Genomic DNA, 24,317 nt, shown 5'->3' with positions numbered 1-24,317 from the left:
GTCGCCCTACTCTTTTGTCACGCCACAAAAGAGTAGGCAGAAAAAGGCGCCCGACCTCCTTGCCCTACGGGTGCCCTACATTTCGCTCCGCTTTGCAGCGAAGAAAAAAACTCGGCTAACGCCTCAGACATTTTTCTTCGAAAGCCCTGCAATGCTGCGCTGCATTCCGGCTGCGTCACACGGGAATGAACATCAAAACCGATCGAAAGACAAACGGACAATCAAGCAATGACCAGCAAACAGAAAATCATCTACTTCATCAACCTGCACCGCACCGGCCTCTGGGTAACAACCCTGGCGCTTGCCCTGCTGCTGTTTCCGCTGGTCGAAAACAACCCCTACACCCTCGGTCTGACCAACTTGATCGCCATCTATGCCATCGTTGTGCTCGGCCTGAATCTGTTCATCGGCTACGCCGGACAGATCTCCCTCGGCCATGCCGCCTTTTTTGGTCTAGGTGCTTATGGATCCGCCATCACCACCGTCACTTTCGAAATCTCCCCCTGGCCGGCGATGCTGCTGGTGGCAGTGATTGTCGCTCTGGTTGCGCTGCTGATCGGCATTCCGGTGTTGCGGCTGTCGGGCCACTATCTGGCCATGGCAACCCTTGGTTTGAACTTTGTCGTCCATACCATCCTGCGGCAGTGGGATGAAGTGACCGGCGGGCCGAGCGGCTTTTCCGGCATCCCTTATCTTGCGATCGGTGAGTTTGAGTTTTACGATGAACTGCGCCTGCACTATCTGCTCTGGGGCTTTGCCCTGCTAGCGCTACTCCTCTGCCTCAACCTGGTGCGCAGCGGCGTCGGTCGCGGCCTGGCGGCGTTGGCTGGCGATGAAACCGCAGCAGCGGCGCTCGGTGTCAATACCCGCAACGCCAAGATCAAGGTTTTCGTCCTTTCAGCGGTGCTGGCGTCAGTGGCCGGCAGTCTGTTTGCCCACACCTACAGCTTTGTCAGCCCCGATTCCTTCGGCATCTTCACCTCGACCGACCTGGTGATTATGGTAGTCATCGGCGGCATGGGCTCAATCTGGGGTTCGCTATTCGGCGCCGCGCTGATTACCCTGCTGCCGGAATGGATGGATATCTTCGAAACCTACAAGGATTTCGTCCACGGCGGCATTCTGGTGCTGGTGCTGATGTTCCTACCGCAGGGACTGATCACCGGACTGCTCGATATTGCTAAAACCAGATTGGCGTTGCGGAGGCAAAAAGATGCTGCGACTTGATCAGATCTGTAAAAACTTCGGTGGTCTGCCGGCCTTAAGTAACGTCTCGTTTGAAGTTCCACAGGGACAGTTGACCGCACTGATCGGTCCCAACGGCGCCGGCAAAAGCACCCTGATCAACTGTATCACCGGAGTTTTACAACCGAGCAGCGGTACTGTTTCGTTTCTGGATAAAACCATTACTGCGCTGCCGTCGCACCAGATCACCAAACTCGGCATTGCCCGTACCTTTCAAAACCTGAAGCTGTTTCCACGATTAACGGTGCTGGATAACGTGCTGACCGGACTGACCTGCGAGGGTGGCAATTCGATGCTGATGGCGATGTTGCGCCTGCCCTACTTGCGCCACCGGGAACGGCAATTGCGCTTGCGCGCCTTGGAAGCGCTTGATCGTTTCGATTTAAGTGACAAAGCTGACTGGCCAGCCGGGGTGCTGGCTTACGGCGACAAGAAACGCGTTGAACTGGCCCGGGCCACCGTCGGCAACCCGCAACTGATCCTGCTCGACGAACCGGTCGCCGGCCTGAATGGCGAAGAGACTGCCGCTGTTGCCGAGCAACTGCGACTGCTGCGCCGCGCCGGACACACCCTGCTGCTGGTCGAACACGACATGGAACTGGTGATGGATATCGCCGATCAGGTAGTGGTTCTCGACAGCGGCAAATGTATCGCCACCGGCTCGCCGGATGAGGTACGCTGCAACCCGCTGGTGCTGGAGGCTTATCTGGGACGGATGGATGCAACTGCTTAGTGAGGATTCCCTCTGGCTTTCGCCGGAGTGGAATAATTGTTTCAGGAGTTTTGCCGCGAGGTTGAGCAAAGCGAATGGGAGTGGCCCTGAAGCGATTATAGAACGGAGGTTCCCGCGTAGCGGGCGGAAACAGCGGGGCGGCTTCTTTTGGTTACTTTTCTGGGCCGCGCCAGAAAAGTAACTCGCCTGCCGGGGCGAGTCCCGGCGATCTTGACTGAAATCATAACATACGAAAAACAAGAAAACCGGCGGGTCGCGTCCCGCCAGACGCCTTACTCTTTTGTCACGCCACTAAAGAGTAAGCAGAAAAAGGCGCCCGAACTCCTTGCCCTTCGGGTTCCCTGCATTTCGCTCCGCTTTGCAGCGAAGAAAAAAACTCGGCTAACGCCTCAGACATTTTTCTTCGAAAATCCTGCAAAGCAGCGCTGCATTCCGGCTGCGTCACACGGGAATGGGAAGTCAAAGGCAAGAGTGGTTGAACTAGCAGGTTTTGGAATTAACGATGCTGAAAATTAATAATTTAACCGCCCACTACGGCGCCGCCCAAGCCCTGTTCGGCATCGATCTCGAAGTCGGCAAAAGCGAAACAGTAGCGCTGGTCGGTGCCAACGGTGCTGGCAAAAGCACCCTGCTGAAATGCCTGATGGGACTGGTCAAGCCGAGCACTGGCGAAATCCTGCTTGACGGCAAGCCAGTCACTGGCCGCAGTCCGGCACAGATGGTCCGCTTTGGGCTGGCCCTCTCTCCGGAAGGTCGAGAAGTCTTCGCTGAACTCTCGGTACGCGAAAACCTGCAACTTGGCGCGATTCCGCTACGACTCGCCAAAGGGGAACAAGCCTCACGGATGGATGAGGTTTTCGAACGCTTCCCAAAACTGCAGGAGCGCCACCAACAACTCGCCGGTACCCTCTCTGGTGGCGAACAGCAGATGCTGGCCATGGGCCGGGCGCTGATGGCCAAACCACGGCTGTTGCTGCTCGACGAACCGAGTTTGGGTCTGGCGCCCGTGATTACCGATGAAATATTTGCCATCATCCACCAGTTGGCCCGTTCCGGCACCACCATCCTGCTGGTCGAACAGAATGCCGCCCGCGCCCTGTCCGGTTCGGATAAGGCTTACCTGCTGGCCAACGGTAATATCGTCGAGCATGGCCGGAGCAGCGACCTGCTCAATGACCCCGCCCTGCGCGCCGCCTTTCTCGGCGCCGCCAGTCAAGACAACCCAGCCGCCAGCCGTCTCGGCGCGGCCGGACTGACCAATATTCGCTTGGAGAAACCTGATATGCGACTGCAGAAATTTTTGCCTAATTTTCAAACCGATGAGGAATTGCAACGACTACAACTGGCCGGCCTGCGCTGGACGGTCCGCCACACCTTTGAGGGGTCGACAGAATACCGCCAACGCTTCGACGAGTTGGGGATCACACCGGAAAGCATAAAATCCCTTGATGACCTGCAGAGGCTGCCCTTTACTACCGCCGAGGACCTGCGCCAAGGCTACCCCTTTCCGCTGCGCTCGGTCCCTTTCGAGCAGATCGTGCGCGTGCATGCCTCCTCTGGAACCACCGGCAAACGCAAGGTGCTGGCTTACACGCAGAAAGACCTCAACGACTGGAGCGATTTCTTTGCCCGCTGCTACCTGATGGCAGGAGTCACCCCGCTGGATCGGGTACAGATCGCGGTCGGTTATGGCATCTGGACCGCCGGCATGGGCTTTCAACTCGGCTGCGAGAAAGTCGGCGCGCTGGCGGTGCCGGTCGGACCAGGCAATATCGACATGCAGATCCAGTTTCTGCTCGATTTCCAATCGACGGTTTTCTGCTCAACCGCCTCAATGGCGCTGCTGATGGCCGAGGAGATCCACAAGCGCGGTATCGCCGACAAAATCGCGGTCAAAAAAATCATCTACGGTTCGGAACGCTCTAGCCGCTCGATGCGGCAGAAGACCTCGGAGCTGTTCGGTGGCGCTGAGCTGTTCGATATTACCGGACTAACCGAATTGTACGGCCCCGGCACCGGCATCGAATGTTCCGCGCACGATTGTATTCATTACTGGGGCGACTACTACATCCTCGAAATTCTCGATCCGGACACCCTGGAGCCGGTCGCAGAGGGGGAATGGGGCGAGATGGTGGTCACCAGTCTGCGCAAAGAAGGCGCACCGCTGATCCGCTACCGAACCCGCGACATCACCCGGATCATTCCCGGCCGCTGCAGCTGCGGCAGCCCGCTACCGCGCCATTCGCGGATCAAAGGACGTTCGGACGACGCCATCAAGTTCCGCGGGGTCAATATCTATCCGAGCAATATCGATACCATCCTTTCGGCGGTACCTGGCCTCGGCTCCGAATACCAGATCCACCTGACCCGTGATGACGCCGGTCGCGACAGCATGAAACTGGTGGTCGAGCGGGCCGAGGGGGTTGATGCCAAACGCGGCCCGGAACTGATCCACGAGGCGGGCCACCAGATCAAGAAACAATTGATGGTTTCGGCCGAGCTGGAGTTGGTCGATTACAGCAGTCTGCCGCGCTCGGAGCGCAAAAGTCAGCGGGTTTTCGATAGTCGCATTCAAGACGAATGCGTTTAACTATCGCTGCCGGAACAGAGAGAATTATCTGTTAATAAACAACAGTTTCTCTTAGACTTTTACGGTTATCGATACTTTTAGCGGCGTCGCAATGACACTGTGGTTCTTAATGCCTTTAAAAAGGAGTATAAAATGCGGAGGATTTTCGGACTTCTAACCTGCTTGCTGTTGCTTGCCAGCCCGCTGCTGGCAGCGGATACCATCAAGCTAGGCGCTTTTTTTGACCTCTCCGGTCGCGCCGCTTTTATCGGCACACCGACCAAGCTGGTCGCCGAGATGGTGGTCGATAAAATCAACAGTGAAGGCGGCATTAACGGCCAGATGATTGAGTTGGTGATCGGCGATACCGAGGCCAACCCGGCCAAGGCCGCTTCGATTGCGAAAAAATTCATTTACAAGGAAAAGGTGGTGGCGATTATCGGACCAACCCTGACCGACACCGGCATGAACGTGAAAAAGATTGCCGATCAGGGCAAGACGCCGATCTTTATGACCGTCGGTGGTGACCCGGTGATCATGGGCGGCAAGTTCGGTCCCTTCGAATGGGTGTTCAAATCACCGCAACGCTCCAGTATCGCCGTCAAGCGCCTGTTTGGCTACCTGCAGGAAAAAGGGCTGACCAAGGTGGCGCTGCTCTCGGCGGCGGACGGCTTCGGCAAAGACGGCGCCCGCTGGATGAAGAAACTGGCCCCCGAGTACGGTATCGAACTGGTTGCTGAGGAATCCTTCGGCACCCGCGATACCGACATGACCGCCCAGCTGACCAAGGTGAGAAACGCCAAACCGCAAGCGCTGATCACTTGGACGATCGGACCGGCCGGCGCCATCGTCGCCAAAAACAAAGCCCAGCTCGGGATCGACCTGCCACTGTTTCAGTGCCACGGTCTGCCTGATCCCAAGTATATCGAACTGGCCGGTAAAGCCAGCGAGGGTGACCGCATGCCGTCCACCAAGCTGATGGTCGCCGACGCCCTGCCCGACAGTGATCCGCAGAAAGCGGTGATTGGTGAGTTCATCAAGCTCTACAAGGAGAAGGGTTACGACAAACAGTTTCCGATCAACACCCACTCCGGCTACGCCTGGGATGCGATCATGATCGTTGCCAACGCCATCAAGAAGGTCGGCACCGATCCGCAGGCGCTGCGCAGCGAGATCGAAAACACCAAAAACTACGTCGGCATCTCTGGCACCTACAACCTCACTGCTGAGGATCACAATGGTTTGGACGTCGATTCGATGGTCATTGTTCAGGTCAAAGACGGCAAGTTCATCCTCGCCGAGTAACATTGTCTACAAAATCAGGACGAAAAAGGGCCTTTCCCAACGGAAGGGCCCTTTTTTCTTGCTGAACGTACCCATGATTAGAGTACTCTTGGGGCAAGGGGGGATTCGCCAGATGAGTCGATTAATCTGCTACTGCTATAGTCACACTGAAGACGAGATTAAAAATGATGTGCGGCAGAACAACGGCCGTTCCCTGATTCTGGAAAAGATTGTACTGAAAAAGCAGCAGAAGGCCTGCCGATGTTCAACGACACATCCCGAGGGCAGATGCTGTCTCGCCGAGGTTCAGTCTATCGTCAACCAAACGAAAAGGGTTCTCAATGACTAAAGGACAAATCTTCCTTATTCTGATCATTGTCGTGCTGCTCGGTGCGATCATGGCGTTTACTCAGTACGACATGCTGCTGGGAATGCCTTGATCACCAGTCCTTGAACGGGTGTTTCACCAGACTGGCATTGTAATAACGCCGCTGATCCGAGACCTCAGTACCGACCCAATCAGGTAGCGTCACTTTTTGATCCTCCGCAGTTAACTCAATTTCGGCCACCAGCAGTCCTTCGTTGTCGCCGTGAAATTCATCAACCTCCCAGAGCTGGCCGGCATATTCAAGCCGATAACGGGTCTTCTCAATCAAAGGCTTCAAGCAGAGGCTATCGAGCAGCTCTAGTGCTTCATGCTGTGGAATTTCATATTCATATTCGCTGCGGCTGATCCCTTCCGTCTGCCCTTTGATGGTCAACTTGCCGATCTCTCCTTCCAGGCGCACCCGCACCGTCCGCTGCGGTTCGGTGCTCAAATAGCCCTGCCGGAACTGGGTACCAACGGCATTATTGCGCCAGGTATTATTGCGCAACAAATATTTTCGCTCTATCTCTACGGCCATAGCTCCCTCAGTATTTAACTGCAGTCAATTTCACCATCAAAATAATGCCAGCGGCCATCAAAACGGCGGAAGCGTGATAGTTCACGCATCTGCTTTATTTCTCCGTATTGACGATAATAGGCAATAAATTCTACCTTGCCGAGCTTATCATTAGACTGCCCCTGACGGCAGCCAAGGACTTCCAGCTTGACGAATTCCGCCCGCTGCGCCCAGGCGGACATCTGTTCTTTAAGATCAAAGGTCTGTTTATCGGGATGGGTGGTGGCATAGAGATAATCGATCAACTTCAGGAAATAAGCGGTATAGCGCGAACGCATCAGTTGTTCGGCGGTTTCGGCGCTGGCTTTCCCTGCGTGTAGCGGGGCACAACAATTTTCGTACTCTTTGCCACTCTGGCAAGGACATTTACTTGGCTGAAATAGCATAATTTTAGCGACTCTTAGCAGTCAGGCTGATTTCACCTGATTTCTTGACGGTGATTTTGGGGATGAACCTACCCACATCCAAACGGGCAGCGAAATTATATTGAAATTTTTCCCGCGGTTGATTCAGCAGATCAGTAAACAGCGTAATGGTGCTGAACAAATCGGGAGAGGCTTGCAACAACACATCCCCCTCCCCGTAGGCTCCAATCAACGGCAGCTCACTGGCAACACCGCTAAGGATGCGATGGCCCTCCAATTCGACGCTGTAAGCCATGCCAAGCAATTTCAACGGCGTTCGGTTGGGATTAATCACATGCAAACCAATCTCAAATTTTGGCACGACACTATTCGACGGCAAAACCCGAAAGCTGGTGACAGTGACACTTGGCGACTCAAAATCGGGACTCAAGGTCGCACAGCTCGGCAGTAAAAAGAGCAACAAAGCCAACAAAATATACCTGGTAAATGTCTGCATCAACAACCCTTTTACAGTTAATAAATGGTGGCTCTCCGCAGCCTTAGCTCCAAGCGACTGGCCAGCCACGAACAGCTATAGGTGAGGATAAAATAGAGCAGAGTCACAACAATCCAGACCTCAAAAGTCAGATAGGTAGCGGCCATCAGCTCCATGCCCTGAAAAGTCAGCTCCTGAATCGAGATCACCGAAACGATCGCCGAATCTTTGATCGTTGAAATCGCCTGTCCGGTCAGCGGCGGAATCATCCGCGCAAACGCTTGTGGCAGAACAATATGTTGCAACAATTGCCAGCGCCGCATGCCCAACGCCCGAGCGGCTTCCCATTGGCCCGATTCGATAGAGTTGATCCCGGCGCGGACAATTTCGCCAATGTAAGCGCCTTCAAACAGAGCCAGGGTGATGACGGCGGCGATAAAAGCTTCTAGCTGATCGGGCGCAGCCAAACTCCAAAAAACCAGCCCCCGTACCGTTTCTGGCAGAAAAGCCAACAGTTGGGGGATCTTCAGTAAGGGTAAAATCTGGTCACTGATGAAAAAATAGAAAATCAGCACCAAAACCAAGGGCGGCAGATTGCGCAACAGGGCAACGTAACTGCTACCAAGCAGACGATTTAACAGGTGCACGCTGGTACGCAACAGCCCAGCCAGCAAGCCAATCGGCAACGCTAGAAGGAGGCTCCAGAAACTTAAGCGAATGGTAGTGAACAGCCCCCGCAAGAGTAGATTCGGCACCCAACCGGCATTCTCATCAAAACGGAGTAAGTATTGAGGAATGACCTGCCAATTCCAGCGATACTCAAGACCGGATTCGACCCGGTAAGCGAGAAAACCGACCGCAGCAATAACCAGCAACAGCAACAGACTATCGAGTCGCCCCCAGCGCGTGCGCCGCTCCATGATCAACGGTAAAACTCCTATTCGACCTGGCTCTTCCACTCCTCAGTCGTAAACCAATAATTATAACGAGCCTGTAACCAACCATCGGCGTTACGCACCCGAATCCAATTGTTCAAAAAATTAAGAAAATCGGCATCCCCTTTGCGCAAGGCGAAACCGATTGGTTCCTTGGTAAAGGTTTTGCCACTTAAGGGCAAGAATAACTTTTGCGGGTATTTCTGTGCCTGAACCTTGGGAAAGGGCTGAGAAGAGACCATTGCCGCGGCGCGATTATTGAGAAGTTCCTGTAATGCCTGCCCTTCATCATCAAACAGTCGAACCTGGGCTTGCGGCAGAAAGTTTTTCGCGGCGGCAGCAGCGGTGGTGCCAATCCGCGCGACCACGGTAACTGCAGGATCATTAAACGCTTCCAGCGTCGACTTACCTGCGGCCAGTTTACTATTGGCAACGATCGACATACCGGTAAATTCATAGGGGTCGCTAAAATTAACCTTGAGATTACGCGCCGGTGTAATGCCCATCCCACCGATAATAATGTCAAATTTCCCAGTCAGCAGTGCCGGGATAATTCCCGACCACTTGGTCGGCACAAACTGAATATCCACCCCCATATCTGCTGCAAGCTTTGTTGCGACATCAATTTCAAAACCGGTGTAACCGCCCTTTTTGTCTTTCATCGCCCAAGGTACGAAAGTGGAAAAACCGACCCGTAATTTATTTTTATCGATCACTTGTTCCAGAGTGCTCTGTTGAACAAGCTCCCGGCGAACATCACTCGCCCACAAAGGCGAAACGAAAAGGGCAACGACCAGCAACAGGGAAAGTCCGATCCGCAATTTCATAAAGTCTCCTTTTATCATTAGATAACAGATTAATCAGTCGAGAGCGAAAGTTCCAGAAATTTTACCAGAAACGATAGGGATATGGTGACGACCAGATAAATGGCGGCAATGGTAAACCAGATTTCGAAGGTCAAAAAGGTCTCGGCGATAATCTCTTGTCCCCGCATGGTCAAGTCATAGATGGCGATGGTCGAAACCAGCGCCGAATCTTTTATCAACGAAATGCCCTGGCTGGTCAACGGCGGAATCATTTGGTGGAGCGCCTGCGGCAGAATAATATGGCGATAGCCCTGCGATTTTCTCAAGCCAAGGGAAGCCGAGGCCTCCCACTGGCCCATCGGAACCGCCAGAATACCGGCGCGAATGATCTCCGAAGCATAGGCCCCTTCAAACAGACTCAAAGCCAAAACAGCAGAGCTGAAACGGCCAATATCGAGGATCGGAGCAAAGACAAAGTAAATGATAAAAATCTGGATCAACAGTGGCGTATTGCGAATCGCTTCCAGGTAAAAGCGCGCAAGACCACACGCCATCGGGCTGCTCGACAAGCGCATCAGGGCACTCAACAGACCGATCAGCATCGAGAGCAACAGGCTGACCAAGGTGATCTCCAGCGTCAACCACAGGCCCTGCAACAGCGGCCCCGCTTGCCAGCCACTTTCCGTGCTCTGGATCAGGTAACGCGGTACCCGGTTCCACTGCCAGTTATAGCCGAGATTTTCCGCTCCCTGCAGTAAGCCCCAACAACAGCCGCCGACCACCAACAAGAAGGCCAGAATCTGCAGCAGATCGGCCAGGCGTGGTTTTTGTAGCGATGGTAATAGGCGGATCGCTCTACTCCTTTAAAGCCCGCGGCAAGCCGGTTTGTTTTTCAGCACGTACTGTTGATGGTGCTCTTCAGCCCGCCAGAATGACTCTTTAAGTGTGATTTCAGTCACAATGGGGTCTTCAAATTGTCTACTTACAGCAAGCGCTGCCTTTGATTGTTCGGCCTGCTGCCGCTGCTCATCGTTATGATAAAAAATTGCACTGCGATATTGGCTGCCGATATCCCAACCCTGACGGTTCAGCGTAGTCGGGTTGTGTTTGCGCCAAAAGACCTCCAACAGCTGCCGATAACTGATTCGTTGCGGATCAAACTGCACCTCGACCACTTCGGCATGCCCGGTCTCCCCACTGCAAACCTGCTGATAGGTCGGATCGGCCGTAGCACCACCCATATAACCGACGCTTGTTTGTAACACACCATCCAAAAGCCGGAAGGCCTCTTCGATTCCCCAGAAACAGCCCGCCGCAAAAGTCGCCTTCTCCATAACCTAGCTCCGTTTCAACAACTGCTGACCGACCCAGTAACGCGAGAACTGCAGCGCGGTTCGGCCGCAACGCTTACTCTTATCATGCGCCCACTTAAGAGCCGCTTTGTGTAACTCCCCGTCCCATTCTAGTGTAATTTTGCTCTCGGCAGAAAGGCGGGCCACAATCTGACGCACCAATTCCAAATACTGATCCTGACTAAACAGATGAAAAGGCACCCAAAGGCCAAAGCGATCGGAGAGCGAGCTCTTCTCTTCAACTCCTTCGCCGACATGCAGCTCGTTCTTAACCATCTTGAAGCCAAGATTGTCGGTTTCGTACTCGGGAAGCAGATGGCGACGATTAGACGTAACATAAAAGCGCACCGCTTCCGGGGCCGCATAGACCGATCCATCGAGGGCACTTTTGAGCATCTTATAACTCGACTCACCCGGTTCAAAAGAAAGATCGTCACAGAGAAAAATAAAGCGGTAGGGCTGTCCCTTGATGGCAGAAAAAATATCGGGCAGGTTGATCAGGTCGTCTTTATCGACCTGCACCACCCGTAAGCCCTGCGGGGCATAGGTATTGAGCAACGCCCGCACCAGGGTCGACTTGCCGGTGCCGCGGGTTCCCCAGAGCAGCACGTTGTTGGACGGATAACCAGCGACAAACTGGCGGGTATTTTCATCGAGAATCTGTTTTTGTTGATCAATGCCAAGCAGATCTTCCATTTGCACCGGATCGAGTTCGTCGACCGGTTCCAGATAGCCGGCAAAAGAATGCCGCCGCCAGTTAGCCGCGATGGTTTGACTCCAATCAACCGTGCCGATTGCTTTTGGCAACAGCTGTTCCACCGAAGCCAGAACCCGCCGTAACTGCCCCTTGAGATCTTCGTCGTTCAACATGATGGCCCTCCCTCCACGAAAGATTACATGACACGCAGCGCCAGCAGATTGATAAACCCGATCAGAAAACCGAGCAAGGCACCGAACAGGTTGATGTACTTAAATTGCTCCTGCATGATGCCCATCAGCAACCCTTCGACCTGCAGGATATCGAGACTGTTGACCTTCTCCTCAACCATCTTGCGCACATTCAGGGTTTCCACCAGCCGCGGCGCTTCCTTCTTCAACATCTCTTCGACCAGCTGACAGATGGCGCCCTCCAATTCCTGACGCAGATCACCCGGCAGTTTGGCCGAGAGCAGGCCGAGCGGCTTACGGTAGATCCAGTTTTCGCTCTGCTCTGTCAAAATTGTTTCCAAAGCCTTGCGAGCCTCAGGCGAGCGGATCACTTCCAGCAACTTGTCAGCCAATTGGTTACGGCTGCGCTCTAAGCCATCCTCTGGCAGCACGGTGCGCAGCAGATTGTCAAAAGAGCGATCCTTGATCCGGTCGATGGCACTCTCGGTCAGAATCAGTGCCGTATCGATGGTGCGGCGAGACTGGATGGTTTCAACCACCTGATTGCGGACAAACTGGCGCACCCCTGTAACCTTTTCGTAGGGCATCTTTTCCAGGTAACTGGACAGGGAACGATCGAGCAGACCATCGACCCGCTCACGCAACATTTTGGCCAACTGCTGCTGGGTCTTCTCTTCCTTCAGCCAGCCAGCGATCTCGTCGCCGGCCTTATCGAGAAAATCGGGGATCTTGTCGTAAATCTTGTTCAGATCTATAAAACCGCTCAGCAGACCGGTCAGGCCACCGAGCGAATCGAGGAAGGAGTCGATCGCCTTCTTACCCTTGGACACCAGTCGCTTGCGGAATTGGGGATCATAAAGCATACCGCCGAACTTTTCCACCAATGGTGGCAGCTCTTTTTCCAGTTGCGACAGCAGCATTTCGACCATATCGGCCGGCAACAGTTCGCGCAACGGTCGTTGACTGGCGAACAACTTGTCAGTTTTCTGATCGACGTAACCACCGATCGCCGCCGCAACCTTGGGCGAGCTGAAAAATTCAGCGTATTTGCCATCCAGATGCAGTTGCAGATCACGATAGCGTTCCGGAGTCAGGAAGCTCGATAAATCACGAGCCAGCAGCTGATCCCCCTGTCGCTGCAGGTATTCGCGAAGCTTAACGGCAAACGCCTCACTGTGCAGGTAATCAAACACCAGCGTAACCGACTTGCCACGCAACAGATCGACCAACTCACGAAAGCGCGGGCGAAAGCGTTCCGGCACCAAACTTTCCAGAGGTCCTAGTTGCCGATCAAGAAAATAGCCGAGTTTATCGGTGACCGCCAAACGCAGTTCGCGCTGGATCGAATCCTTACCGAAGGCACGACCGACATCGTCGACGGTCAGCAGATGTTCACCGACCATCTCGCCCATTTTTCTCGCCAGCTCATCCCGCTTGGAAGGGATAATCCCCGGCGTCAGCGGGATGCGCAAGCCGAGTAAGCGCCAGGCGCGTAGCGGTCGAAACAACATGCGGATGGCGATGTAATTGGTCACATAGCCGATCACCGCACCGAGCAGCGGCGGAATCAAATATGGGAGGTAGTGCGCATAGTCCATAAAAAAACTTTTCACTTATAAAACCAAAGTTACTGGGGCGGCTCAAAAGCCTGCAGATACGAGGCGCCCGAAAGTTTTGCCGCGAGGCGTAGCAAAGCTGCGTCGCAGCGACAAAAATTGAGGGGAACGAAGTAGATGGAGGCTTTTCAGCCGCCCCCCTACTGATCCATTTCGATGAGGGAATGATCACCTATATTCATCCGCCGCGGCGAACCAGCCAGGGTCACCGAATCGCCGAGCAGGGAATGATCGAGGATCTGATTGCTGACCTTATTATCGGCATTGATGATCGAATTACGGATCACACTATTTTCGATAACACTGCCGGCAGCAATCGAAACATAGGGGCCGATAATCGAATTTTTAACGCTCGCGCCACGGCCGACATGAACCGGCTCGATCAACACGCAATCGACCACTTCACCGTGACTATGATGCCGCCCCTTTAACAGGTAACGGTTGGTTTCAAGCAGGGTCTCCGGCTTGCCACAATCAAGCCAGGCATCAATTTCCGGTGCCTTCAATTTGAAGCCTTCAGCGATCATGCGCATAAACACGGAAGGCAGATAATATTCGCCCTTGACCGTTTCTCCCGCCTCAATGGTCTTTTCGATAGCGCGCAGAAAACCGGCGCCATCCTTAAGATAATAAAGCCCAACCTGCGCCAGCCGGGAAATGGGCGTATCCGGCTTTTCCACCATGTCGACAATATAATTATCACGCATCACGTTGACGCCGAAACGCTGGTAATCCTCAACCTCTTTCGAATAAATCAGGCCATCAGCATCGGCACAGAGTTCTGGAATTTTGCCCAGGTCGGTGACGAAAATGGTGTCGTTAAATACCACCAGCAGATCATCGCCGTCCTCAATCTGCGTTGCCGCCAGCCCCACAGCGTGGGCCGGACCAAGCCGCTCTCGCTGCACCAGGTAAGTGCATTTTAGCTGCGGAAATTTAAGATCCATGAAATCGGCAATCTGCTTGCCGTTATCATCGGTAATAAAGATATACTCTTCGACCTCAATCCCCTGCAGGCGTTGGATAATGTGTTCCAACACCGTCTTGCCAGCGACATTTACCAACGACTTGGCTTTGGTATGGGTGTGCGGACGTAGTCTGGTCCCTTTGCCGGCAACAGGTAGGATAACTTTCATTTTTAGCTCCGTTTTAAAGGCTATTGCTGCGCCGCTTGTTGCGGCTGATTGAGGGTAAAAACCAGCGCGTCCCCTGCTGCTGCCAGCGGGTGGAACTGTAAACCTCTCAAATCGACCTCTTTACTCAGCAGATAGGTGGCAAGCAGTTCACTCCGCTTTTCCGCCAGCGTCTGATCGTAATCAGGACCGTACTCGGTGTGCGTCTGAACATCAATTTTCCAGACCAGGCCGGGACTGCGCAAAAAGAAGTCCGCCAAGGGGTCAAGTAACTTAATCCCCCCCGGCAGCGGCAAAACGGCACCTTCGCCGAACATCGACTGATCAGGATAACTGAACTTGATCCCGCCCTCCTCGTCCACCACGGCACCAGGCAGCGAGGCAAGTTGTGCGGGCAAGGAGCCAAGGTCGAAGGTGGCGGGCTGCGGACGGCTTGCCGGCGCGCAAGACGCCAGCAACAGGAGAAACCATAAGCTCAGAACTCTCTTCATAACGCCTCTTTGCCAAGCATGCTACGTAAACGAGAAAACGCCGGATGTTTGAGCAATGATTCGATTAAATAATCGGCGGCTAATCCGTTAACCATACCACTGATCAGGGAAAAGAGCAGAAAGAACGGCAACATCATCCAGATCGCTGGATGCCGGACAATCAGCAGCCAGGCGACTAACAACTGCCCTCCGGCGTGACCGATGGCACCGAGCAGCGAAACCCCAACCGGCCCAATTTTGGGCCACCAAAGACGATAAGCGACGCTCATCAATAAGGTCGCCAACAGCCCGCCCGAAAGGGAAAGCAAAAAAGCCGGTGAAAACAGATTACCAAGCAGCAAGCTGCCGACCAGAATCCGCGCTAGGCTGACAATCCACAGGGCGCGAATTCCGTAGATAAACAGCGCTGTCAGAGCCAGAATATTGGCTAGGCCGAGACGAAACCAGGGCAAAGGATTCGGCAGAAACGCCTCAAAGGTATGCAGGGCAACCGCCAGAGCGATAAACAACGCGAGAAAAACGCGTTGCCGGACCACCTCTAACTCGGCCGGGTTAACGACTGATGAGGTCATAGTCGCGCTCCTTGTCCACGCCATCCCCATCGATTCTGATCACCAGACGGTTCGGCACACAGGCCAGCAAGTCGCCACGGTGGCGCGCCTTCCCCAGACCGATACAGATCTTCTGCCGACACGGCGAACTGAGCACCTGAGCAGCACCATCGGCAATCTGCAAAACGGTCGTCCCCAGCGGGCCACTTAACTCAACCTGTTGGTCCTGATTGAGAGCGGCGACAAAAACCGTTTTTTCACCCGAGGAAACCAACACCCGCGCCCCCATCCCCTGGCGCAGCGGCAATAAAAAAGAGAGTAAAACAACCAGCGTCAGAATGACGACCAACCTGCGGTCGAAAGGGGTCAAACGCTGCAACCAGTGACCCGGCTTCATCACTCGCTCCCCTGCAGACCGCTGGTCCGATGCAGGGTGCCATCGATGCCGACGATCAGGCCCTCGACATCCGCCAGGCGTTCAAGAAACGCCAAACCGGCCTGCGGACCAAGCACAAAAGCGGCCGTCGCCAACGCATCGGCACTGGCGGCATCTTTTGCCACCACGGTAACACTCTGACTCAAGCGCGCCGGTTGACCGCTTCGCGGATCGAAAATATGGTGGTAACGTCTGCCACCCTGTTCGAAAAAGCGCTCATAATCTCCAGAAGTGACCACTGCTCGGTTAACCACCGGCAGGGTGGTCAACAGTTCATCCTTTTGCCGGGGATGTTGAATACCGATGCGCCACGGCTGCCCCTGCCGGTCGCCCAGCAGGACAATGTCACCACCGGCATTGACCGCCGCCGAAGTAATTCCGCCCAGGCGCAAAACCTCCACCGCCCGATCTACTGCGTAGCCCTTGGCAATACCACCAAGATCGACCTCTAGCGCCGGGATGCTTTTTCGCACCCGCAGACCATTGATTTGCAAGGACTCGGGGCCGACGCCTTCAAGCGCAACCTGCAACTGCCCGGCCGTAGGAATCTGTGGAGTATCGCTTTCGATCGCCCAGAGCCTTTTCACCCCCCCAAGAGTCAGATCAAAAGCACCGTCACTCTGGCGCGCAATCTGCTGCCCGAGCGTCAGTAACTCTGCCGTTTCAGTGCTGACGTTGAGGGCGGTCGCCGCCGCCGAAAGGTGTGAGACTTCACTCTGCGGCAGATGCCGGGAGAGCAGCCGTTCCAGGCGGGACATCTCGGCAAAGGCGTCGTTGACAGCTATTTCTAGCTGCTTCTGGTCAGCACCGAGGGCCTTGATTTCGACCAGGGTTCCCATCACCAGTGCGGTGCGGGAAAACTGCTGCTCACCGGTCGGCAGACGCCACCAGACCAGCGCCGCAACCAACAGCAAAAGCAGAACAACCCATTGCGGCCGCCCAAGCATCTGTTACTCCTCGACGATTTCGCCGATCAAATCGTACTCGGAAGAATCGGTAATCTTCAACTGCACCAGCTGTCCGACATCAGCCTGCCCATCGGTAATGAGATAATGCCCATCAACATCCGGAGCTTGACGGGCACTGCGCCCTTTTAACAACAGGTCAGTCTCTTCGCTGTAACCTTCAACCAATACCGTTTCGACACGACCGATCAGAGCGCGATTCTTGTTAAAAGAGACAATCGCTTGCGCTTTCATCAACCGATTAAGACGACCCTTTTTGCTCTGCCCCGGCACCTGATTTGGCAGCTTAGCCGCTCCAGTTCCCTCTTCACGCGAATAACGAAACACCCCGACCCGTTCGAAATGCCCTTCTTTGACAAAATCGAGCAGCTTATCGTATTGCTCGCGTGTCTCGCCGGGAAAGCCGACGATAAAAGAGGTGCGCAGGGTCAGATCGGGAATTTTTTCTCGTAGTTTTTTGATCAGCGCCCGGATCTTCTGTTCACCAACCCGACGATTCATTTCAGCCAGAATCTGGTCATCGATATGCTGTAACGGGATATCCAGGTAGTTGCAGATTTTCTCTTCGGTGGCGATCAAATCGATCAGCTCATCGGAAACTCCGTCGGGATAAGCATAAAGCAGGCGGATCCAGTCGATCTCATCGACCTTAACCAGCTCCTTCAGCAATTTCTCGATCGTCGCGCCATCAGCTCGATCCATCCCATAGGCGGTGATATCCTGGGCAATCAGATTGATTTCCTTCACCCCCTTGCCAGCCAAGATCCGCGCTTCTTCCACCACCGAGTCGATACTGCGTGAACGCAGCGTGCCACGTAACTGCGGGATAATGCAGTATGAACAGTGGTTGGCACAGCCATCGGCAATCTTGATATAGCTGCTATAAAAGGGGGAGGAATTAACCCGTGGCGTGTCGTGATCATAAAGGTAGTCAGGCTCACCGATCTCGTGACTGGGAGTATCGAGTTGTAATTGTCGCTCAATCAGTTCAACAATCCGCGGCGCCTCGGCGGTGCCCATAAACAGGTCAACCTCCGGCAACTGCTCAGCCAACTTTTCTTTATATCGTTGTGGCAAACAACCGGTGACCACCAGCAGTTGACAGTTGCCGTTCTGCTTGTAATCGGCGACCTCAAGGATGGTATCGATCGACTCTTCCTTGGCGTCATTGATAAAGGAACAGGTATTGACCACGATGATATCGGCCTGACTTTCGTCGGTGGTGATTTCATAACGATCGAGGGGCAGATGACCGAGCATGACTTCAGCATCGACCAGGTTTTTCGGACAGCCGAGGCTGACCAGACTGACTTTAAATTTATCCACGAATTGTTTTCCTGATATAAAGAATTCTGTTTACGCCAACAGCTTCGAGGAGCGAGCCATTTTTTACGAGATCAAGGAAAACAAGAATCGGCAGCGGAGGCATACATCAGTATGCCGCACAAAGCAGATTCGCAGTTTAACGCCGAGCTCGTGAAAAAGGGCCGCTGCCTAAGACCTCATGTTTTCGAATTGTAATTCGATATCCAAATCTTTCCCTTTAAGAGTCTGCATCACTTCCTGCAGATCATCAATTTTCTTGCCGGTCACCCGCACCTGATCTTCCATGATCTGCGCTTGGACCTTCAATTTGGTTTCCTTGATCGCCTTGACGACCTCTTTGCCCTTTTCCTTGCTGATCCCCTGCATGATCGCTGCCTTGACCCTGACGGCACCACCGGAGGCTGGTTCTTCTTTGCCATAAACGAAGCACTTGGGCGAGACATTGCGCCGCACCAACTTGGCAATCAGAATATCTTTGATCGCCTGCAGCTTGTAATCATCAGCGGCAAGGATCGACAAGGCGTCATTTTCCAGCTTCACCTCGTTTTCGGTCCCTTTGAAATCGTAGCGCTGATCAACCTCTTTGATCGCCTGATTAACGGCATTGTCGACTTCCTGCATATCAACCTTGGAAACAATATCAAAACTGGGCATCTTACAACTCCTTATCAACAATCTAATTGGCGTGAGAATCCTCAGAGAATCAAAGCCTTATAACACAAAACCGCTCCGGCATCAAAGCACCGGAACGGTATAATCTGTTGTTGCAATCAGGCTTCGGGTCTGAATGCTTAAAAACCCATCGCTTCGCCTGTCGGGCGCACCACTTCAACTCCGGCTGGACGGTTGAAGTGGAAAAAACGTTCGGAGATATTTCGATTGACGCGAATGTCCTGAAACTCGATGGTCGTCCGGTTTCCGTTTGGATCGTTGACCGTGGTGGCCAGAATCGGAAAGATATCGCCAGTGCGGTTGTTTTCCACGTAGTCGCGGACCGCATCACGGTCGACAACGATTTGCAGCGTGTGGATCATCTGTGAAATCCGCCGCGGCTGTAGTTCGAGAACATAATTCCCCTGTCGATCGTTGTTGGGATTGGCCCAGCGGATATTGAAATCACGGGACAAATTGCCGAGACCGCTCAAAAATGTAACCGGATTGTCACTTTGCTGACGGCTGACCTGACTGATATCACTTTCGATCACCTGCCGGTTTTCCGGCAGATAAACCCACATGGTGCTGCCATCGGAAACAATTTCCTGGATGGTCGGCTCCCGGTATTCCCAGCGGAACATGGCCAGTGGGGTATCGGCAATACGCACCCGTTGAAATTTAAAGCTCACTTCACCGCGGCCGCGCTGGATCCGATCGATAGAAGCAATCTCCGACTCCTGAAAAAAGTCAGCCTGAAAATCGTAAATCCCCGAGGTCGCAGTCCCACGGTCCTTGGTTGCCGTTGACTTGAAGGGAATTTCCAACGTATTGATAACATCGTTTAAGCCGATAGTCGCCGCGAACGACAAGCTTGGCAGCAAACAGAATAGAAACAAAAGCAGAAATCTTGATCGCATGACAGAAACTCCCAAAATAGGATCGTTTTAAAAAGCTGATTTTAACAGTTTTTTGCTGGCTGGGATAGCGCACTCTTTAAACGGGCTTGATTCGGGCAAGCAGACTTTCCAGTGCCGCAGCCTCGGGAAACAGATAAATCGCGCCTTGCAGATTGCCTGCCGCATCGCCCGCTCCTTTGAGACGGGTCCGGACAATCAGGCAGGCATCGTCACAACTGGCGGGAAAACGCTCCAACAGTTCGTCAAGAGGAGCCCGACAAAGCAGCGGCGGAGCAGGCAAAGCACGCAAGCCAAGCTGAGTATCCAGGCTGGCCAAAAAAGATGATGCCATAATATTTCCGACCTCTTTGAGGGTCGAACTGGCCGGTTCCACCAGCAGATCTGCGATGACCGTTGTCCTCAGCAGCTGCTCGCTCAACCACTGTCCACAGGCATCGGAGAGCACGAGCAACAGACCACCGTTAATATCGCCACTCACCCCCATATAAATACCGAGACTGGGGTCGCCGGTCAACGGTTCCGGCGGCACCCGATCGGACATCCAGGCATCGGCCACCTCAACACTGACCGGTTGACGCAGCAAACGGGATAACATCTCCGCCGCCTGGATCATCCCTTGTTGGGAAATCCGACACAGCTCATCACGATACTGCAAGGCAACCTTATCTAGAGTCATGCGCGGTTCCTTTAGTCCGTCGTTTTTCCAACAACGACTGCAGATCAAGCAAAAACATGATCCGTCCATCCCCCAAGATGGCCCCACCGTTGTTCCCCCGCAGGCGATCAAAGGGGCTTGGCAGGGTCTGGACAAAAACTTCTTGCTGCCCTACCAGTCGATCAACAACCAGTCCAACCTTGCGACCGAAGACCTCGGTAATGACCAGTGGCAACGAGGTCGGAGCAGGCCCTTTCGGCTGCCGGAGGATCTTCCGCAGCGACAACATTGGCAGCAGCTCTCCATTTAAGGAGATCACCAGTTGCTTGCCGCTGGTCTGAACATCTTGCGGCGCAATCTCTACCGTCTGCAGCACCCGGGTGATCGGCATGCCCAATAAACTTCCGGCGCACTCAATCATCAGCACCCGGATGATGGCCACCGATAACGGCAGCTTCATGGTCATCCGCGAACCCTGCCCCGGCGTCGAATCGATGAGCAGCACACCGCCAAGTCGCTCAACGGCCGTCTTGACGACATCCATCCCGACCCCCCGGCCGGAGGTTTCGGTCACCTGTTCGGCAGTCGAAAAGCCGGGCTGGCAGATCAATTGAAAAATGTCATAATCACGCAGCGTCTGGCTTTGAGCCGGACTTATCAGGTCTTTTTTTAACGCCCGCTGGCGTATTTTCTCCGGATCGATGCCGCATCCATCGTCAGCCACCTGAATCAGCACCTGATCGCGCTCACGCCAAGCCTTAACCCGCACGCTGCCGCGCTGCTCTATCCCGTGATCAATGGCATTACGGATCATATGGATCAGCGGATCGGCCAGAGCTTCGAGAATCGTTCGATCCAGCTCTATTTCCGCCCCTTCGATATCAAACTGGACCTCTTTTCCGCTGCTGCGGCAAAGATCGCGAACCGCACGTGGCAAACGCCCGGTGACCGTCGCCAGAGGCATCATCCGCACCTGCAACACCTGATGATGGAGGTTTTTCACCAAGCGCGCCAACTGCCCCAAGCCTTCGTTCAGCTCCGACCAGTTTTTCTCGCTGGCGGCGCCCTGCAACATGTAACGATTGGTAATCAACTCACCGGTGAGATTAATAAACCGATCGAGCAGATCGGTATCAACCCGTACCGTCGTTGCTACCGAAGGGGACCGCTTGCGGTTCTGTTCTTCTGCCGCTGCAAGTGGAAAGGAAATTTCCGTCAATTCACTATGGCTCTGCAGCGATTGGCAAAGCTGCTCCTGCGATACCCCGGCGGCCAAATGCACCAACAGCGAACGGCTGATTTCACCTTGCAGAATCTGCTCTTCACTAGGAGTCGACTCAACAATCGTGCCGAATTCAGCCAACCGTTTGAGCAACACCAACAGGCGGGGTCCTGGGGCAACAACGGTGTCCGCTAAGCGTAGGCGGACCAGAAACCCTTCGCCGCAACTCTCGGGCCTCTCGACACTGGCGCTGTCCGTATCCGGGAGAATAAGTTCCAGTTCCGGACCAGCCGACTCATTGTCGATAAAGGCGTCAACCTCCCGCTCCGGTCGCTCGTTACGAACATCGTCCAACAAGCCTTCGAGCAGATCGACAGCAGCAAGCAATCGATCGATCATCTCGCAGGGAATCTTCCCCTGCTCGCGGCAATCGGACAATTTATCCTCAAGATGGTGAGCCAAACGAGCCGTCGCGTCAAAGCTCATCGTTGCCGCCATGCCCTTGATTGAATGTGCTTCGCGGAACAGCGCATCAATCCCCTCCCGGTTCTCCGGGTCGGACTCGACAGCAACCAACTGATCAGCCATATTCTGCAGATGCTCGGCCGCTTCGGTTATATACATCTTGCGAAATTTAGCGATATCCATCAACGATCCTGCCTGGTTCCTTTGTTTTTATCCGGCACAAACCCGTGCAACGATTTCCAGCACCTGACGGTCCTGAAACGGCTTGATAATAAAGTCTTTGGCCCCGGCATTAATCGCCTCCATGACCATACTCTCCTGCCCCAAAGCACTGCACATAACGATACAAGCCGCAGGCTGGTCGCTAAGGATTTTTTTCATCGCGTCGATGCCCCCCATTTCCGGCATGACGATATCCATGGTCACCAGGTCCGGCTGATGGGCAATAAACTGCTCAATCGCCTGCAAACCGTTTTCCGCTTCGGCAACCACTTCCCAGCCGGCCTCCTCAAAGATATCGCGTAACAGGTTGCGCATAAAAAGCGCATCATCAACAATCAGAACTTGTTTTGCCAACTCAGCCTCCACTGTCAGTACATAAGTGTTCAAGCACCCGGTGCAGCTGATCTAAATCAAGCAGACTAATCATCTCGCCATCCCGATTAAGAACGCCACGGATACAATCTTCTTCGGAATCACTCTGCGATAAGGTGCTATGAGCCAGATCAATACTGATAACCCGCTGCATTTTATCAACCATCAACGCTATCGGCCCATGCTCATCGGTCATGACGATCATGCGCCCGAAACGCGTGCTTTCGGGAAAGCCGAGCAACTGGGGCAAATCGACTGCCGGCACTATCCGCCCGTGAAAACTGATCGCCCCGACAAAGGCATCAGGGCCCCCGGGCAAAGCGTGGACGGTCTGATTCTCCACCACCTCCTGAACATCGGTCAGTTCCAGGGCGTAAATTTCAGCGCCGAGATTAAAAGGCAGCAACTGGCTCATTGCGGCCCTGTCGCCTGATCTGCACCGAGATTGAAGCGACTGACCGAGGTCAGCAATTCATCGGCCAATTTTGACAGGCGCTGCGAAGCGAAGGTCATTTCCTCCATCGAAGCCGACTGCTCTTCCGTTGCGGCCGAAACCTCTTCGGTCGAGGCGGCATTATCTTCCGCGACACGGGCAATTGCTTCGATCGCCTCAACAATCGACAGGGCGCCGACATTCTGCTTCCCGGTCAGCTCGGTAATTTCAGCGGCCTTGATCTGCGCCGTCTCGGCCTTATCGATGATCGCGGTAAAAGAATTGCTGGCGATATCGACCGCCTCCCGGCCGGCATCGATCGACTTGACACTATCAGCCATTGACAAGTGTACCTTCTGACTCTGTTCACGAGTTGCTTCAATCAGGCGGGTAATTTCACCGGCCGATTCGCTGGTGCTGTCGGCCAGCTTGCTGACCTCCTCGGCAACCACGGCAAAACCGTGACCGTACTCACCGGCACGCGCCGCTTCGATGGTTGCGTTAAGGGCCAACAGGTTGGTTTTCTGCGCAATATTGGTGATGACATCGGTAATTGAGCCGATTTTCTGCACCTGTTCACTAAAAGATACGATCAACTGACCATTCTCTCCCACCTGCGCCAGCACCCGCTTCATGTTGTCCAGCGCGGTAATCGCCATCTTTTCCCCCTGCCGGGCCGTCATGGTGGTCTCTTCCGCCGAAGAGGAGAGGTTACCGGCGGAGGAAGTAATCAACTCAAGCTCAGTTGCCATCTCCTTGATAACCTTCGAGACCCGCTCGACCATCTCAGCCTGGGTTTCGGCACCGCGGCTGATCTGTTCGATCGATCCGGCCACCTCGTGCGAGGTCGCGGTCATCTCTTCTGCGGTCGCCGCCAGGGCCAGCGAGGATTCATTGACGTTGACCGAGCTGTTACGGATCTGTCCGACCAGATTCCGCAGGCTGTCAACCACCAGATTCAGCGAGGTGGAGAGATCCTCGGTTTCATCGGAGAACAGGACTTTGCGCAAACGCAACTTGCGACTGAGATCGCCATCACTCAAGCGCTCTGCGCCTTCGGTCAGAATCCCAATATTGGCGGTAAAGGCCTTGGAAAAAAACCAACCGAAAATCAGGCCAACCAGCAGAGCACCGATAATCGTGATCCATTGATGGGTCCACTCGGGAATTTGCATCTGCGGCACCAGGATGTTCAACAACACCACCGATGCCACCACGACAATAAACCCGATGACAAACTTATAGCTGATCTCAACACGCATT

Annotated in this window: 28 protein-coding genes; 6 read left to right on the top strand and 22 right to left on the bottom strand. The window is 54.1% G+C overall.

Features of this window, described 5'->3' with window-relative positions; genetic code table 11:
- Positions 1-228 precede the first annotated feature (228 nt).
- The 6 genes from ACZ5PT_RS05800 to ACZ5PT_RS05775 all read left to right on the top strand — a co-directional run bounded on the left by ACZ5PT_RS05800 (position 229) and on the right by ACZ5PT_RS05775 (position 6,180).
- Positions 229-1,227, top strand: a complete 999-nt coding sequence (locus ACZ5PT_RS05800; RefSeq protein ID WP_464265861.1) for a branched-chain amino acid ABC transporter permease — start codon at positions 229-231, stop codon at positions 1,225-1,227.
- Positions 1,214-1,978 carry an ABC transporter ATP-binding protein gene (locus tag ACZ5PT_RS05795; RefSeq protein ID WP_464265860.1) on the top strand — a complete coding sequence of 255 codons (765 nt, stop codon included), beginning with the start codon at positions 1,214-1,216 and terminating at the stop codon, positions 1,976-1,978. The genes ACZ5PT_RS05800 and ACZ5PT_RS05795 overlap by 14 nt, the downstream gene beginning before the upstream one ends.
- Before the next feature lie 147 nt (positions 1,979-2,125).
- Positions 2,126-2,494: a hypothetical protein gene (locus tag ACZ5PT_RS05790; protein ID WP_464265859.1), complete on the top strand. Its 369-nt coding sequence runs from the start codon at positions 2,126-2,128 to the stop codon at positions 2,492-2,494.
- Entirely contained in the window at positions 2,481-4,568 is a 2,088-nt protein-coding gene (locus tag ACZ5PT_RS05785; RefSeq protein WP_464265858.1) for an ATP-binding cassette domain-containing protein, read from the top strand. Before ACZ5PT_RS05790 ends, ACZ5PT_RS05785 begins: the two co-directional genes overlap by 14 nt.
- A gap of 132 nt (positions 4,569-4,700) precedes the next feature.
- Entirely contained in the window at positions 4,701-5,852 is a 1,152-nt protein-coding gene (locus ACZ5PT_RS05780; protein WP_464265857.1) for an ABC transporter substrate-binding protein, read from the top strand.
- Positions 5,853-5,964: 112 nt separating this feature from the next.
- On the top strand, positions 5,965-6,180 hold the full coding sequence (locus ACZ5PT_RS05775) for a bacterioferritin-associated ferredoxin (RefSeq protein ID WP_464265856.1): 216 nt from the start codon (positions 5,965-5,967) through the stop codon (positions 6,178-6,180).
- A 91-nt stretch (positions 6,181-6,271) separates the two neighbouring features.
- On the opposite strand, the gene ACZ5PT_RS05770 is transcribed toward ACZ5PT_RS05775, so the two are convergent.
- The 22 genes from ACZ5PT_RS05770 to ACZ5PT_RS05665 all read right to left on the bottom strand — a co-directional run bounded on the left by ACZ5PT_RS05770 (position 6,272) and on the right by ACZ5PT_RS05665 (position 24,316).
- Complete coding sequence (locus ACZ5PT_RS05770; RefSeq protein WP_464265855.1) at positions 6,272-6,736, bottom strand: CYTH domain-containing protein; 465 nt, start codon at positions 6,734-6,736, stop codon at positions 6,272-6,274.
- A 14-nt stretch (positions 6,737-6,750) separates the two neighbouring features.
- Entirely contained in the window at positions 6,751-7,161 is a 411-nt protein-coding gene (locus ACZ5PT_RS05765) for a YchJ family protein (protein WP_464265854.1), read from the bottom strand.
- A gap of 4 nt (positions 7,162-7,165) precedes the next feature.
- Entirely contained in the window at positions 7,166-7,636 is a 471-nt protein-coding gene (locus ACZ5PT_RS05760; protein ID WP_464265853.1) for an LEA/WHy family protein, read from the bottom strand.
- 17 nt (positions 7,637-7,653) lie between these two features.
- Positions 7,654-8,535, bottom strand: a complete 882-nt coding sequence (locus ACZ5PT_RS05755; protein ID WP_464266711.1) for an amino acid ABC transporter permease — start codon at positions 8,533-8,535, stop codon at positions 7,654-7,656.
- Positions 8,536-8,552: 17 nt separating this feature from the next.
- Positions 8,553-9,377, bottom strand: coding sequence for a transporter substrate-binding domain-containing protein (locus ACZ5PT_RS05750; RefSeq protein ID WP_464265852.1), 825 nt, complete (start codon positions 9,375-9,377; stop codon positions 8,553-8,555).
- A gap of 29 nt (positions 9,378-9,406) precedes the next feature.
- On the bottom strand, positions 9,407-10,138 hold the full coding sequence (locus tag ACZ5PT_RS05745; protein ID WP_464266710.1) for an amino acid ABC transporter permease: 732 nt from the start codon (positions 10,136-10,138) through the stop codon (positions 9,407-9,409).
- A gap of 81 nt (positions 10,139-10,219) precedes the next feature.
- Complete coding sequence (gene msrA / locus ACZ5PT_RS05740) at positions 10,220-10,690, bottom strand: peptide-methionine (S)-S-oxide reductase MsrA (protein ID WP_464265851.1); 471 nt, start codon at positions 10,688-10,690, stop codon at positions 10,220-10,222.
- A gap of 3 nt (positions 10,691-10,693) precedes the next feature.
- A complete protein-coding gene (locus tag ACZ5PT_RS05735) occupies positions 10,694-11,578 on the bottom strand; it encodes an ATP-binding protein (RefSeq protein WP_464265850.1) in 885 nt (294 codons plus the stop codon).
- A 23-nt stretch (positions 11,579-11,601) separates the two neighbouring features.
- Complete coding sequence (locus ACZ5PT_RS05730; RefSeq protein ID WP_464265849.1) at positions 11,602-13,209, bottom strand: DUF445 family protein; 1,608 nt, start codon at positions 13,207-13,209, stop codon at positions 11,602-11,604.
- 143 nt (positions 13,210-13,352) lie between these two features.
- On the bottom strand, positions 13,353-14,348 hold the full coding sequence (locus ACZ5PT_RS05725) for a sugar phosphate nucleotidyltransferase (RefSeq protein ID WP_464265848.1): 996 nt from the start codon (positions 14,346-14,348) through the stop codon (positions 13,353-13,355).
- Positions 14,349-14,368: 20 nt separating this feature from the next.
- Positions 14,369-14,836, bottom strand: coding sequence for a hypothetical protein (locus ACZ5PT_RS05720; protein WP_464265847.1), 468 nt, complete (start codon positions 14,834-14,836; stop codon positions 14,369-14,371).
- Entirely contained in the window at positions 14,833-15,408 is a 576-nt protein-coding gene (locus ACZ5PT_RS05715; RefSeq protein WP_464265846.1) for a Gx transporter family protein, read from the bottom strand. Before ACZ5PT_RS05715 ends, ACZ5PT_RS05720 begins: the two co-directional genes overlap by 4 nt.
- Complete coding sequence (locus tag ACZ5PT_RS05710) at positions 15,389-15,784, bottom strand: NusG domain II-containing protein (RefSeq protein ID WP_464265845.1); 396 nt, start codon at positions 15,782-15,784, stop codon at positions 15,389-15,391. The genes ACZ5PT_RS05715 and ACZ5PT_RS05710 overlap by 20 nt, the downstream gene beginning before the upstream one ends.
- Positions 15,784-16,770, bottom strand: coding sequence for an FAD:protein FMN transferase (locus tag ACZ5PT_RS05705; RefSeq protein ID WP_464265844.1), 987 nt, complete (start codon positions 16,768-16,770; stop codon positions 15,784-15,786). The genes ACZ5PT_RS05710 and ACZ5PT_RS05705 overlap by 1 nt, the downstream gene beginning before the upstream one ends.
- A 3-nt stretch (positions 16,771-16,773) precedes the next feature.
- Positions 16,774-18,114, bottom strand: coding sequence for a 30S ribosomal protein S12 methylthiotransferase RimO (gene rimO / locus ACZ5PT_RS05700; protein ID WP_464265843.1), 1,341 nt, complete (start codon positions 18,112-18,114; stop codon positions 16,774-16,776).
- 168 nt (positions 18,115-18,282) lie between these two features.
- Positions 18,283-18,768: a YajQ family cyclic di-GMP-binding protein gene (locus tag ACZ5PT_RS05695; RefSeq protein WP_464265842.1), complete on the bottom strand. Its 486-nt coding sequence runs from the start codon at positions 18,766-18,768 to the stop codon at positions 18,283-18,285.
- Between the two features lie 137 nt (positions 18,769-18,905).
- On the bottom strand, positions 18,906-19,685 hold the full coding sequence (locus ACZ5PT_RS05690; protein ID WP_464265841.1) for a LolA family protein: 780 nt from the start codon (positions 19,683-19,685) through the stop codon (positions 18,906-18,908).
- Between the two features lie 76 nt (positions 19,686-19,761).
- Positions 19,762-20,361: a chemotaxis protein CheC gene (locus ACZ5PT_RS05685; protein ID WP_464265840.1), complete on the bottom strand. Its 600-nt coding sequence runs from the start codon at positions 20,359-20,361 to the stop codon at positions 19,762-19,764.
- A complete protein-coding gene (locus ACZ5PT_RS05680; protein WP_464265839.1) occupies positions 20,348-22,210 on the bottom strand; it encodes a chemotaxis protein CheA in 1,863 nt (620 codons plus the stop codon). The genes ACZ5PT_RS05685 and ACZ5PT_RS05680 overlap by 14 nt, the downstream gene beginning before the upstream one ends.
- 27 nt (positions 22,211-22,237) lie before the next feature.
- On the bottom strand, positions 22,238-22,603 hold the full coding sequence (locus ACZ5PT_RS05675; protein ID WP_464265838.1) for a response regulator: 366 nt from the start codon (positions 22,601-22,603) through the stop codon (positions 22,238-22,240).
- Between the two features lies 1 nt (position 22,604).
- Positions 22,605-23,036, bottom strand: a complete 432-nt coding sequence (locus ACZ5PT_RS05670; RefSeq protein WP_464265837.1) for a chemotaxis protein CheW — start codon at positions 23,034-23,036, stop codon at positions 22,605-22,607.
- Positions 23,033-24,316 carry a methyl-accepting chemotaxis protein gene (locus ACZ5PT_RS05665; RefSeq protein WP_464265836.1) on the bottom strand — a complete coding sequence of 428 codons (1,284 nt, stop codon included), beginning with the start codon at positions 24,314-24,316 and terminating at the stop codon, positions 23,033-23,035. The genes ACZ5PT_RS05670 and ACZ5PT_RS05665 overlap by 4 nt, the downstream gene beginning before the upstream one ends.
- Position 24,317 lies beyond the last annotated feature (1 nt).

This window comes from Desulfuromusa ferrireducens (assembly GCF_055389805.1).
This window is presented reverse-complemented; position numbering and strand designations above follow the sequence as displayed.